Source organism: Roseburia intestinalis L1-82 (assembly GCF_900537995.1).
GTDB lineage: Bacteria > Bacillota > Clostridia > Lachnospirales > Lachnospiraceae > Roseburia > Roseburia intestinalis.
Genome location: NZ_LR027880.1, coordinates 1,229,736 through 1,243,764 on the forward strand (window position 1 = coordinate 1,229,736; position 14,029 = coordinate 1,243,764).

Annotated in this window: 11 protein-coding genes; 10 read left to right on the forward strand and 1 reads right to left on the reverse strand. The window is 43.0% G+C overall.

Annotation, left to right across the window (positions count from 1 at the left end; translation table 11 throughout):
• Positions 1–110 precede the first annotated feature (110 nt).
• From RIL182_RS05765 to RIL182_RS05810, 10 genes are all read left to right on the forward strand, one after another.
• A complete protein-coding gene (locus RIL182_RS05765) occupies positions 111–1,172 on the forward strand; it encodes a PTS transporter subunit IIC (RefSeq protein WP_006855555.1) in 1,062 nt (353 codons plus the stop codon).
• A gap of 124 nt (positions 1,173–1,296) precedes the next feature.
• On the forward strand, positions 1,297–1,956 hold the full coding sequence (locus tag RIL182_RS05770; RefSeq protein WP_006855554.1) for a GTP pyrophosphokinase: 660 nt from the start codon (positions 1,297–1,299) through the stop codon (positions 1,954–1,956).
• On the forward strand, positions 1,946–3,886 hold the full coding sequence (locus RIL182_RS05775; protein WP_006855553.1) for an EAL domain-containing protein: 1,941 nt from the start codon (positions 1,946–1,948) through the stop codon (positions 3,884–3,886). The genes RIL182_RS05770 and RIL182_RS05775 overlap by 11 nt, the downstream gene beginning before the upstream one ends.
• Before the next feature lie 10 nt (positions 3,887–3,896).
• Positions 3,897–4,634, forward strand: a complete 738-nt coding sequence (locus tag RIL182_RS05780; RefSeq protein ID WP_044998536.1) for a LytR/AlgR family response regulator transcription factor — start codon at positions 3,897–3,899, stop codon at positions 4,632–4,634.
• The gene (locus tag RIL182_RS05785) at positions 4,631–5,890 is read left to right on the forward strand and encodes a sensor histidine kinase (RefSeq protein WP_006855551.1); all 1,260 of its coding nucleotides are present in this window, start codon (positions 4,631–4,633) and stop codon (positions 5,888–5,890) included. Before RIL182_RS05780 ends, RIL182_RS05785 begins: the two co-directional genes overlap by 4 nt.
• 179 nt (positions 5,891–6,069) lie before the next feature.
• Complete coding sequence (locus RIL182_RS05790; RefSeq protein WP_242655459.1) at positions 6,070–6,687, forward strand: isomerase; 618 nt, start codon at positions 6,070–6,072, stop codon at positions 6,685–6,687.
• A gap of 12 nt (positions 6,688–6,699) precedes the next feature.
• Positions 6,700–7,221 carry a LemA family protein gene (locus tag RIL182_RS05795; RefSeq protein ID WP_015521477.1) on the forward strand — a complete coding sequence of 174 codons (522 nt, stop codon included), beginning with the start codon at positions 6,700–6,702 and terminating at the stop codon, positions 7,219–7,221.
• 20 nt (positions 7,222–7,241) lie between these two features.
• On the forward strand, positions 7,242–8,669 hold the full coding sequence (locus tag RIL182_RS05800; protein ID WP_134523146.1) for an InlB B-repeat-containing protein: 1,428 nt from the start codon (positions 7,242–7,244) through the stop codon (positions 8,667–8,669).
• Positions 8,670–8,891: 222 nt separating this feature from the next.
• Complete coding sequence (locus RIL182_RS05805) at positions 8,892–10,370, forward strand: DUF1846 domain-containing protein (protein ID WP_044998484.1); 1,479 nt, start codon at positions 8,892–8,894, stop codon at positions 10,368–10,370.
• 50 nt (positions 10,371–10,420) lie between these two features.
• Positions 10,421–12,319 carry an ABC-F family ATP-binding cassette domain-containing protein gene (locus RIL182_RS05810; RefSeq protein WP_006855460.1) on the forward strand — a complete coding sequence of 633 codons (1,899 nt, stop codon included), beginning with the start codon at positions 10,421–10,423 and terminating at the stop codon, positions 12,317–12,319.
• A 41-nt stretch (positions 12,320–12,360) separates the two neighbouring features.
• On the opposite strand, the gene RIL182_RS05815 is transcribed toward RIL182_RS05810, so the two are convergent.
• On the reverse strand, positions 12,361–14,022 hold the full coding sequence (locus RIL182_RS05815) for a sensor domain-containing diguanylate cyclase (RefSeq protein WP_006855459.1): 1,662 nt from the start codon (positions 14,020–14,022) through the stop codon (positions 12,361–12,363).
• Positions 14,023–14,029 lie beyond the last annotated feature (7 nt).

Consider the following 14,029-nt stretch of genomic DNA (forward strand, 5'->3'; position numbering starts at 1 on the left):
CCCTTGCTTTTTTCTCCCCTCTGTGCTACACTGTCACAAGCTGACAAGACACATGTTAACCACATGAAAACACAGCAAAGAGGAGTAAGAAACTCCGGATTGGAGAAATTATGGAAAAAGTAAAGGCATTTTGTAAAAGGAAAAATATTGAGATATCCGTCAAACGCTACCTGATTGATGCACTTGGTGCGATGGCACAGGGATTATTTGCATCGCTTTTGATCGGAACGATCATCAGTACACTTGGAACGCAGCTTAATATTCCGATTCTTGTGACAGTCGGGACTTACGCGAAAGCGGCAGTCGGACCGGCAATGGCGATCGCAATCGGATATGCACTGCAGGCAGCGCCTTTAGTACTGTTTTCACTTGCGGCAGTCGGTGCGGCGGCAAATGAACTTGGCGGGGCAGGTGGGCCGCTTGCGGTACTTGTGGTTGCAATTTTTGCAGCAGAATTCGGAAAAGCAGTTTCCAAAGAGACAAAAATCGATATTATTGTCACTCCGTTTGTGACCATTTTTGTCGGGGTCGCGCTTTCTATCTGGTGGGCTCCGGCGATCGGTGCGGCAGCGAGTGCAGTCGGTAATGCGATCATGTGGGCAACCGAGCTGCAGCCGTTTTTCATGGGAATCATTGTATCTGTGATCGTCGGGATTGCACTGACACTGCCGATCAGCAGCGCAGCAATCTGTGCAGCACTTGGACTGACCGGATTAGCCGGTGGTGCAGCACTTGCCGGATGCTGTGCGCAGATGGTCGGATTTGCAGTGGCAAGTTTCCGTGAAAATAAATGGGGCGGATTGTTTGCACAGGGAATCGGTACATCCATGCTTCAGATGGGTAATATCGTGAAAAATCCGCGCATCTGGCTGCCGGCGACATTGGCGTCTGCAATCACCGGACCGATCGCAACGTGTCTGTTCCATTTACAGATGAATGGTGCAGCAGTTTCCTCCGGTATGGGAACCTGTGGACTGGTCGGACAGATTGGTGTCTATACCGGATGGATCGCAGATATTGAAGCGGGAAGCAAAGCTGCCATTACACCGATGGACTGGATCGGACTGATTTTCGTAAGCTTTCTTCTGCCGGGCGTTTTATCATGGCTTTTTAGTGTGTTATTCCGTAAGATCGGCTGGATCAAAGAAGGCGATATGAGGCTGGACTTATAAATCCATAAAAGTTTAGAAATAAATCCACCATAATGAGGAAAGTATGGTATACTGTAAACAGTAGTCATTACAGGAATAATATGCATGAAATTGCATTTTACTCCGCAAAACAAGGAGGATTTTTATGGAAAAGCCATTCACCTTAAGTGAGGGCGTTGACAGTTGGAATACGATTATTTTTTTATATAATTCCGCATTGAAGGAAGTACGCACAAAAGTTGAAATCTTAAACGATGAGTTTCAGCAGGTACATCAGTACAACCCAATAGAATATATCAAGTCAAGGATCAAGACGCCTGAGAGCATTGTGAAAAAGTTAAAGCGCTACGGATATGAGTCGTCGATCGACAATATGGTTAATTATGTCAATGACATTGCAGGTATCCGTATTGTCTGTTCTTTTACTTCTGATATTTATAAACTGGCTGAGATGATCGGGAAACAGAACGATCTGACCGTTATTTCCATCAAGGATTATATTAAAAATCCAAAGGAGAGCGGTTATAAAAGTTATCATATGCTTGTGACTGTTCCGATATTTTTATCGGACTGCGTGATCGATACCAAGGTGGAGATACAGATCCGGACGATGGCGATGGATTTCTGGGCAAGCTTAGAGCATAAGATCTATTACAAATTTGAGGGAAATGCGCCCGGCTATATCAGCAGGGATCTAAGAGAATGTTCCGATATTGTTTCTATGCTGGATGCAAAGATGCTCCAGCTAAATGAAGCAATCATACAGGCGAAAGAAGCACAGGAGGAGCAGACGGGTGCAGTATAATTATGACTTCGAGATTATGTCACTCGTCATTTTTGTGGTTATCAGCGGTCATTTCCTGTTGATCAGACAGTTTCCAACGGTTAAGTCAAAAGTATTTGGCAGACTGCTTGGGGTGTGTCTTGGCGAGTGTATCGCAAATATTTTATCATGTATTGGACTGGCAAATGCAGCAATCGTTCCATTAATCTGGAACGAATTGTTTGCGTTTGCTTTTTTTGCGTTAGAGGGAGCGGCTTCTTATCTGATGTTCCGCTATATGGAAGAGGTATGCAGCTTTTCCGGAGTAGCAGGTCGAATGATAAAATACATGGGAAAAGTCCCGTTTTTCTTTTTCGAGATCATGCTTTTAGCGACACCGTGGATGGGCTTTTTCTTTTATTTTAAAGATGGCAGCTATTATCAGGGAAATTTTGCATGGTTTGGCTATGTGTATATTGGATACTATTTTTTTATGAACCTGCTTCTTATATTTTTGGGGAGAGCGCGTATTGAGACGCGGATCAAGGTAATCGTTATCTTATACAGTATTGTGGCAGTTCTTATGGTGGTGCTTCAGTATGAGAGAAAAGAAATGCTGCTTACCAGTGCGGCAAATATGCTGTTTATTCTGATGATCTATATGGCAATGCAGAATCCGTCTGCTTATATTGACAGTGAAACCGGAACCAGTGATGAGCAGGCATTTCTGATCCAGATGAAAAATGTAACGGAGCAATCCGGGAAAAAAGTATTTCTTGTGGTACATATCAGACAGATGCATCATATCGAAATGCTTTTAGGATATGAAAACAGCAGGCGGCTGCTTGCCGAAGTGGGACATTATCTTACCGCACTGTGTGGAAAGTTCTGTGTGTCTCGCAATGCGGAGGATACATTTACCATCCTGCTGGATGAGGGAAAAGAAGAACACATAAAGGGGCAGATCAAAAAAAGATTTGAACAGGATTTTCATGTGTCTGGCAATTCGATTTCTTTAAACGAGGTCATGATCACCCTGCATTATCCGAGAGATTTTTGTTCTCTGGCAGAGTACAGGGCACTGTATGGATATTTGCTGGAAGCGGCACAAAATTCAGGGAAACAGGTCTTTTTTGAGGTGGATGAAGCCGTAAAAAAAGACTATTACCGCAGAAATAAGGTAGAGCAGGCGGTGGATCGTGCAATTACGGAAAACAGATTTGAAGTATATTATCAGCCGATCTATTCCCTGAAAGAAAAATGTGTTGTATCATTAGAGGCGCTGGTGCGTCTGAAGGATGAAAAACTTGGAGCCATTCCACCGGATGAGTTTATTCCGTTGGCGGAGCAAAACGGAACGATCACACAGATCAGTGAGATCGTACTTGAAGAGTGCTGTCGTTTTCTGGCAAAACATGTACTTCCAAATCCATCGCTTGGGATACGGACGATCCATGTGAACATTGCTGCAGCGCAGTGCCTGAACCGGAATCTGAAAGAAAGCATACTGCCAGTGTTAGAGCGTTATCATGTGCCGACACATATGATCACACTGGAGCTGACAGAGCGGACAGCGATTGAAGCGCCAAAGCTGATGTTATGGCACATGCAGGAGTTTGGCAAAATCGGCATGGGGTTTGCAATGGATGACTATGGAAGCGGCAATTCGAACTGTTCTTATCTGATCCGTTTTCCATTTCGGGAAATTAAGATTGATAAAAACATGACCTGGTCCTATTTTGAAAATCCAACTGCAAAAATCGTGATTGAAAATGAAATAAAGACGATACAAAAACTCGGTCTCCCACTGATCATGGAGGGCGTGGAAAAGAAAGAACAGAGTGATGCCTTAGAGGCGCTTGGTGTGGATATGATCCAGGGATATTATTACGGGAAACCGATGCCGGAGACGGAGTGTCTGCGCTATATCAGAAGAATGCATTTTGCCAAAGAGGAATATGGAAAGAGTTGATGGAAAGTTTATGCTAAAAATAGCATTTTGTGATGATGATTTAGAGATATTAAAAGAACTTGGTATCTTATTGGACAAATATAAAAAAGAAAGAGACGAAGACCTTACCTGTACGGTATTTCAGAGTCCCTTAGAGTTACTGGCCGCGATTGAGAAAGGGTTTTCTTTCGATATTTTATTTTTGGACATTTTAATGCCGGGGGAAAACGGAATTGAGACTGCAAAAGAAATCAGACAGTATGATAATAATATGAAAATTATTTTTCTTACCTCATCTCCGGAGTTTGCAGTACAGTCTTACACGGTCGGGGCATATTTTTATCAGTTAAAGCCAGTCTGGGAGGAAAGTTTTTTCCGCCTGATGGATTCCGTGCTTGCAGAGTGCACAAAGACACAGGAAAACAGTCTGATTCTGCGGAGCAAAGAAGGAATTACAAGAATTGACCTTGAAAAGTTAGAATATTGTGAAGTGATAGGACGGACGCTCTTTTTTCATCTCGGAAATGGGAAAGTATTTGAGAGTGTTGGCAGTTTAGACGATTTATTTTTGCAGTTAAAGCCTTATGGCAATTTTTTACGGCCACATCGGTCATTTCTGGTAAATATGGATTATATACAGAATATTTCTTACCGTGCAATTAAACTGATAAGTCTTGCAGAAATACCAATCCCGCATGGGAAATGCTCGGAGATAAAGAATAAATATCTCGAGTATGCGTTTAACAGAAAGCAGGTATTTTTATCATGAATCTTCTTTATGTAACAAATGGTGCAGCAGTCGGGATATTCGGCATGGTTTTGTCCGGGGCTTTTTGTGATATTCACTGGACGAAAGAAAAACGGGAATTTCTTGTTGGAAGTATTTTTGTGCTGCTTGCCATACAGGGCGTGATGTATCTGTTGGCCGGGGCAGCGACGATCCGTTATCTTTATCCTGTGATCACACATGTCCCGATGTGTATTGCCCTTTACATTTTAACGAAAAAACGTCTGTGGACAGTGATTTCCGTGCTGACCGCTTATCTCTGCTGTCAGCTTCGCAGGTGGGTGGCACTTTTTATAATGGCTGTGTTTGTGAACAGTGAAACGGTGCAAAATGTGACGGAACTGATTGCTACGCTGCCGTTATTATTTCTTTTACTGCGTTTTGTGGCACCCTCGGTGCGGGCAATATCAAATTATCCCGTGTCAATACAGCTTCAGTTCGGGTTGATTCCGGCATTGGGCTACGGCTTTGATTACCTGACGAGAGTTTATACGGATTTACTTTCAGAAGGCATACCGGCGGCAGTGGAATTTATGCCGTTCGTCTGCTGTATTGCTTATCTGGTGTTTGTGCTTCGTACTTCGGAGGAGGAGCGGAAGAAAAATGAACTTGAGCAGATGCAGAGCTGTCTGAATCTCCAGATTTCCCAGGCGGTCCGCGAGATTGAGGCTTTGAGGGAGTCGCAGAAAGATGCCAGTACCTACCGGCATGATTTAAGACATCATATGCAGCATCTGTTATCATGTATCGAGAATGGAAAAATTGAACAGGCAGAAGGCTACATTCATGAAGTATGTGCGCAGATTGAGGCAGGCAGGGTAAAAAATTACTGTGAGAATGAGACGGTCAATCTTATTTTTTCCTCTTTTGCAGGAAGGGCGGAAAGTGCTGGTGCCACAATGAACATAAAAGCGGTGGTACCATATATTCTTCCGGTTTCGGAGACAGATTTGTGTGTGCTTTTATCAAATGCGTTAGAAAATGCACTCCATGCGTGTACTGCACAGGAGCAGAAGGGAACGATAGATATTTTAGCGTATGAGAAGAACGGGAGGTTCTTTTTTCAGGTCACGAATCCATGCAGAAAAGAAGTAGTATTTGAAAACGGTGTTCCGGTTACCGACCGGCCGGGGCATGGAATCGGCGTACGCAGTATTTGTGCAATTGTTGACAGGTATGGCGGTATGTACAGCTTTCTGGTAGAAGATAATAAATTTATTTTACGCGTTTCTTTATAAGGTGCAGCTTTTTGCTGCACTTTAAAAGAAATAACGAAACTACAGATGAAAAATAAAAAATGTCGATTGAGTGCGCATTATAGTCGATTCAGAACAAGTTAATCCACTGTAGCACAAAATACGGTACATTAATGTCAACAGAGAGAAATGAAAAACAAATGACAAAGGAGAGAAAAATTATGAAAAGAAAAATTTTAGCAATTATGTTGAGTTCAATGCTGGCATTCTCTTTTACCGCCTGCGGGAATACCGAGGAGACTGCTGATGGCACAGTGACAAACGCAGAGGCAGATGTAGATGTAGATGTGGCAGATACTGGCACTGATGTGGAGACCGATGTGGCAGAGACCGATGCAGCAGATATTGTTGTGGACACAGAGGCAGCAGATGCACAAAGCGAAGATGTGGAAACAGATTCTACCGAAGACTTATTCTGCCTGCTTGATGTGCCGATTTTAGAGATGCCGGACTTAGCAGGAACAACCTGGAGTTTCTGTGGGGGTAACATTGGCGGTGTGCAAATGACACAGGACGATTATGATGCTGCATTAGAGCAGTATGGCGGAAAATTGGAGATCGTGTTTAGCGATGATGGTTCCACTGTACAGATGGTACAGGGAGGTGGAACGTTAGACGGTGTCTGCGAATATCATTATGAGGATGAAGGTGTGCGTTTAACATTTGACAATAACGGCACAGATCTGGTATACGCCTGCGTGTTTGCAGATTTTGACGGACTGACAATGGTAGCATTGTCCGATACTTCCGGATACAATGCAGTATATTTTGTACAGTAAAGGAGTTTTTGAATGGAGATCTCTGTAATTGTTTGTTTGCTTGTGATTTTACTTGCCATATGGATTGTTTCTGTACGGAAAAAATTAGCAATCATGGATGAAAATATCAATCATTCCATGAATCAGATCGGAGTGCAGCTTTCGTCACGGTTTGATGCGTTACTTTCCCTGCTTGATTTTACAAAAAAATATGCAGGATACGAGGCACAGACACTTACAGATGAAGTAAATGAAAAACGGTGTATCATTATGGAAACTTCCACACCGGAGGAGGTTTTGCGCCAGGAAGGTGTGATAAACGAGGTGCTTTTCCGGACACAGACGGTTTTAGAAGAATATCCGGGTTCGACTGATGAAAATGAATACATCAAATGTATGGACGCGGTAGAGTGTTATGAAAAAATGGTGCAGACCAGCCGGCTGATTTATAATGATTCGGTGACAAAATTAAACAGAGAGCTTCACATTTTTCCAACCAGTGTACTTGCACATATGCTCGGATTTGAAAAACGGGATTATCTGGTAGAAAATTAGCAGAAAAGGAGATGCAAAGGATGAATAAGTTACACAGAAGCAGGTATATAAATGTAGTTGTATCAATGATGATGGCATTTTTGATGCTTGCTGCAATGGGAACGACACAGGTACATGCAGCACAATATACAACGGGAACGATTGATCCTGCCGAATTGAAAGCTGGAGATGTGGTTTACAGGGGGGTTCAGTTAACGGTAGACAGACAGATTGTGGTTTGTAAAAAGTGCAATATGATATGGATTACGACGGGCACGGATTACGGTACTGGAGATATGAAACGCTCTGAGGTGGTGGCTACGGAAGCCCATAAGGATCATCCGGATAAGGTGGGGTATAGCGAGTTTAACTGGTATTTTAATCTTGACAGCTCCGGCCCATTGTTAAAAAATACGCCATATACGATCGTAGAAAATGCTAACATTAAATATAAGATTATCTACAATACAAACGGTGGCAGTCAGATAGCAGAGGAAAAGCAGACGAGCCTGCCAGATCCGCTGCCAGCTGCGACGAAAGATGGATATGAGTTTGCCGGCTGGTATACAGATGCAGATTTTACGACGATTGCGCGGCCGGGACAGGCACTTACTGCCGACACGACTCTTTATGCAAAATGGGTAGAACACAGGCACACATTTAGGGATGAGTGGAGCAGCAATGATACTTCCCATTGGCATGCTGCCACGTGTGAACACACCACAGAAAAAAAGGATGAAGCAGCTCATGTTTATGGAACAGCAGGTGTGGAAAGATATACCTGTAGTGTCTGCAAATATGTAAGTGAAACAAGAAAAAGAGAAGCTGAGGCAGCAGATAAAAAGAATACGGAAAGTAAACCGGTAAAAGTAAAAAGGACAGAGGCAAAAGACGCAGCATTAAATTCGAAATTTAATGTGAAAGCAGGAAAGACGGTCAAGGTAACTTGGGGAAAAGTTAAAGATGCAGATGGTTATGATGTTTATATGGCATACTGCGGAAAAGATAAGGAAAAGGTTGTAAAGTCCGTAAAGGCAGCGGATAGTTTATCTGTTGAGATCAGCAAATTGAAAAAGAAAGGAATCAATCAGAAAAAAAATATAAAATGTCATGTTCTTGCATATAAGATGGTTGATGGCAAAAAAGTAACAGTTGCGAAATCGATTACGATACATGCAGCAGGAAAGAAGAATAAATCAGTAACAGATGCAAAAAGCATTAAACTGAAAAAGACTTCTTATGTATTGGCAAAAGGGAAAAAAGCTGTCGTAAAAGCTTCGATTGTCAAGAAGGATAAGAAACGTCCGATCATTAATCATATATCGGAATTCCGATATGCTACATCAGACAGTAAAGTGGCAGTGGTATCTAAAAATGGTAAGATCACCGCGAAAGGAAAAGGATCCTGTTCTATATATGTATATGCAACAAACGGATGTGCACAAAAAATAAAAGTTGTGGTCAAATAAGAGAGACAGGTATAAAGTGAAAATGAATGTGTAGGAGAAAAGCTGCCAATGATAGTGATAATATCATTAGGCAGCTTTTTATAATGAACAAAGGAAAAAGAAAACGTGTATTTTGACTGGATTATATAGTATAATATATTCCGTGTCTGAGAGAGAAATAAAACATAAGAGGATAGTGCGTGTGAAAAATAAGATTTTTCACACGCAAGAATGGGGATTAAGATGAGAATAGGATTTGATAATGACAAATATTTAAAAATTCAGTCGGAGCATATCAAAGAACGCATCAGCCAGTTCGGTGATAAGCTGTATCTGGAATTTGGCGGAAAATTATTTGATGACTACCATGCGTCTAGGGTATTGCCGGGATTTGCACCGGACAGTAAACTTCAGATGCTGATGCAGCTTTCGGATGTTGCGGAAATCGTAATTGTGATCAGTGCTGCAGATATTGAGAAAAACAAGGTGCGTGGAGATCTTGGCATTACCTATGATGTGGATGTTGTCCGTCTGATCGGAGAGTTTGAGAAAAAAGGACTCTATGTCGGAAGTGTGGTCATCACACAGTTTGCCGGACAAAATGGTGCAGTGCAGTTTCGGGAAAAACTCGAAAAACGTGGAATCAAAGTATATCAGCATTATAAGATCGAGGGGTATCCGTCGAATATTCCACTGATCGTCAGCGAGAATGGTTTTGGAAAAAATGATTATATTGAGACGACAAGACCGCTTGTGGTTATTACTGCGCCGGGGCCTGGAAGCGGAAAAATGGCAACCTGTCTTTCACAGCTTTATCATGAAAACATTCGCGGAACCAAAGCCGGCTATGCGAAGTTCGAGACATTCCCAATCTGGAATCTTCCGTTGAAGCACCCGGTCAACCTTGCATATGAGGCTGCAACAGCAGACTTAAATGATGTGAATATGATTGACCCGTTCCATCTGGAAGCATATGGAAAGACCACGGTGAACTACAACCGTGATATAGAAATATTTCCTGTTTTAAATGCAATTTTTGAGGGAATATACGGTGAAAATACCTATTACAAATCGCCGACTGATATGGGAGTAAATATGGCAGGAAACTGCATCATCGATGATGAAGCCTGCTGCGTGGCATCTAAAATGGAAATTATCAGGCGTTATTACACCGCAGTGAATAAACTGGTAAAAGAAGAAGCGACTGAAAATGAAGTTTACAAGATCGAACTATTAATGAAACAGGCGAAGATCACGACAGACGACAGAAAAGTTACCGTTGCCGCAAAGAAGCGTGCGGAGGAATCAGGTGTTCCGACCGCAGCAATTGAACTTTCGGATGGAACGATCATTACATCAAAAACGTCTGATTTCCTTGGAGCATCAGCAGCATTGCTTTTAAATGCTTTAAAATATTTAGCTGGAATTGAACATGACGAGAAGCTGATCCGCCCGGAGGCAATTGAGCCAATCCAGGATTTGAAGGTACGTTTCTTAGGAGGAAAGAATCCAAGACTTCACACAGACGAAGTTTTGATCGCGTTATCTCTTGCAGCGGTTTCCAATGAAAATGCAAAATGCGCCATTGAGCAGATTCCTGCACTCCGCGGCTGTCAGGTGCATACTTCGGTTATGCTTTCCGAGGTGGATATTAAAATTTTCAAAAAACTGGGTGTGGATCTGACAAGTGAACCGGTACGCAGTGGATTGAAGCTGTACTAAATTTATTTGATGTATCATGAGCCATAGAATAAAGTAAAAGAGGAAATAACATGAATCTGATTAATATAGAAGATCTGACAAAGGTCTATGCCGAAAGAAAGCTGTTTGATGGTGCATCATTTTCATTGCAGGATGGGGAGAAGATAGGTGTTATTGGTATCAATGGAACCGGAAAGACAACGCTTCTGCGGATGATCATGGGGGATGAGGAGACGGATGAGGGAACTGTTACGACTGCTAACCATGTGGTCATACGTTATCTGCCGCAGCATCCGGAATTCGAACCGGAAAAAAGCAGTCTGGAATGTGTGCTGGAAGGAAATGTAACGGATGAAAACCGCTGGTCTGTTGAAAGTGATGCCAAGGCAATGATGATGCGGCTTGGCATTAAAGATTTTATGCAGCCTGCAGGACAGTTATCCGGTGGACAAAGAAAGCGTCTTGCGCTGATATCCGTACTTCTTTCCCCGGCAGATATTCTGCTGCTGGATGAGCCTACAAACCATTTAGATAATGATATGGCAGACTGGCTGGAGGATTATCTGAAAAAATGGAGAGGTGCGCTTATCATGGTAACACATGACCGGTATTTTCTGGACAGTGTGTGCAACCGGATCGTGGAGATTGATAAAGGAAAAATTTATAGTTATCAGACGAATTATTCCGGGTATCTGGAATTAAAAACCCAGCGGCAGGAAATGGAAGCAGCCAGTGAACGAAAACGTCAGTCGATCCTGCGTGTGGAACTGGAATGGATACGCAGGGGTGCAAGGGCACGTTCCACAAAACAGAAAGCACATATCCAGCGCTATGAAGAGCTGAGAGACCGTCAGGCTCCGGTGCAGGATTCGCAGGTAGAATTAAGTTCTATTTCTACAAGAATGGGAAAAACGACTGTGGAGTTAGAAAACATCTGCAAGGCCTATGGAGAAAGAAAACTGATCGATGATTTTTCTTATATCTTTTTGAAGGGAGACAGAGTTGGATTTATCGGACCAAACGGTTGTGGAAAGTCTACTTTAATGAAAATTATTGCAGGCATTATTCCACAGGATTCCGGGCAGGTTATCATCGGACAGACTGTGAAAATGGGATATTATGCGCAGGAAATAGCCTCAGAAAAAAATGAGGATGAAAATGAAATTGATCTGTCATATATGGACCCAAATCAGAGAGTGATTGATTATGTAAAGGATACAGCAGAATATATTCAGACTGTGGACGGAGTCATATCTGCGTCTGTTTTATTGGAGCGTTTCTTATTTCCGCCGGAAAAACAGTACAGTCCGATTGGAAAACTGTCCGGCGGGGAAAAGAAAAGATTAAATCTGCTTCGGGTACTGGCGACATCCCCGAACTTTATTCTGCTGGATGAGCCTACAAACAATCTTGATATAGCTACGCTGACAATTTTAGAGGACTATCTGGATCGTTACGATGGCATTGTTGTCACGGTATCGCATGACCGCTATTTCCTTGATAGAACAATGAAGCGTATCTTTGCCTTTGAGGGAGACGGAAAACTGAAACAATATGAAGGCGGCTATACAGATTATGTAAACCGACTTGCGGCAGAGGGCAGGACACCGGGTGGAAACATTGCGGCGCGGTCTGCTGGTGCCGATATATCGGGTAATTCACAAAACCAGAAATCCGAAGAAAGTGTGATCGAAAAAAATGATTCGACTGCAACCTGGAAGCAAAAAAAGAAACTGAAATTCAGCTATAAAGAGCAGAAAGAATACGAGACGATCGAGGATGATATTGCAGCACTCGAACTAAAGTTAGAAGATTTAGATAACGAGATGGCAGCGAATGCCACCAATGCAGCAAAGCTGCGGGAGCTGGTTGAGGAGAAAGAAAACGCAGAGAAAATGTTAGAAGAAAAGATGGACAGGTGGGAGTATTTAGAAGAGCTGGCGGCAAAGATCGCAGGGCAGCAGAGCTAGTGTACTGAATCATTGATACAGTACACTGGAAAGCCTGCCTGTCAGTCCACGTTCAGGACAAATGTATTCTTGCCGTTCTCTTTTGCCTGATACATTGCCAGATCTGCCTTGCGGATTAGCTGTGTATAGTCAAGCGTATCGCCCTGGGACATGACAATGCCGATACTGCACGGCACCGGCAGCACCTCGCCGGTCTGTTCGTTTACATGCTGCGTGCGCAGAATCTCAAGAATTTTGTCGGCATTATGCCGGATGCGTTCCGGTTCTAACTCACCGGCATAGCAAAATGCAAACTCGTCCCCTCCGATCCTGCCGACTGCACCGTGTATGTTTTCTTTAAGTGTCTGCGCTACGAACTGGATGACAGCATCGCCCTCCTGATGACCGTAATTGGTATTATAATCCCTGAAATCATCGATATCGACAAAGCCGAATGTGATCTGTTCATGGCTTTCAACCGCCCTTTGCACCATCGAAAGCATCTCTTTTTCAATCGCTTTTTTATTTTTGATACCGGTCAGAGGGTCGTTCTCTGCCATCTGTAAAAGTTTCTGCTGACGCTCTTTTTCTTTCCGGTCTGCCTGTTCCACATAGTCTAACAGCTCGTTGATACCCGCAGCCAGTTCACCTGTCTCATGTTTTTCCTGAATGTGGACACGCAGGGAATAATCCTCACTTTCCCTGATTTGCGCAAATACCTGCAGAATATGGGTAATCGGTGCGAAAATTTTCTTTGTCATGAAATACTGTGTACAGAATACGCCGATAATGAGTGCAGAAAGACCGAGCGCGATCAGCACACCGTAGGTTCTGCCGGTCTGCTTCTGTGCACTCAGATTTTCAGTCACACGGATGCCCCAGCCGGTATTTTCCACGTCGGAATAATATGTAATATAATCCTGTCTGTGATAGCGGTAGCGCACATAACCGGACGGATTTTTCTCATGGTCGATCGCATCCCATTTTTTCTGAAAATCATTGCGGTCGGAACTTTTAGAGACAAATGTCTTTAAGCTTCTCTTGTTTTTTGTGTCACCTGCCGTGATGATCGCCCCATTGCCGTCGAGAAGATAGAAAGTTCCATCTGCAAGAGTGTCCATATTCAGCCGCAGGTCGTCAAAATATGCCGTATCCAGCTCCTCCATCACATAGCCGATCAGTTCATTATTATAATAGACGCCGGTATAGGCGGGCACGACATTTTTCCTGCCGTCATCTGTTATACGCTCATACACGTCACCGATAATAAATTCGCCGGTCTGATATTTAGGATCGACATCTTTCATTGCACTGACAGTGCCCGATTCGTACTCTTCACTTGAACTGACCACATGAAAATTCCGGTTTACCACAGAGATGCTCGCTACAAAGATACTGTATTTTTTGCGTTCCTTCAGCAGATTGTCTACATAGTTTCGTGCCAGAGGGCTTTCATTTTCCCTTAGACTGTAAAGGATCGCGTTCTGCGTCAGCTGATAACTCGCGATCATGTCCATCTCGTTATTGCGGTCCTGCGTAAAGTTTTTGATATTCATCACCTGATTTTCGCTGATCGCCCGCACATTCTGCTCCGTCAGCTCATCAATCTTGCGGTTCGTTTCATAAATGGAAAATATTCCGAAGATACCAAGCGGTATCAGGGTAAAAAGTAAAAGTAACCCTAAAATACTATGTTTTAATTTCATGCTCGCAGCTTCCTCCATCTGTTAT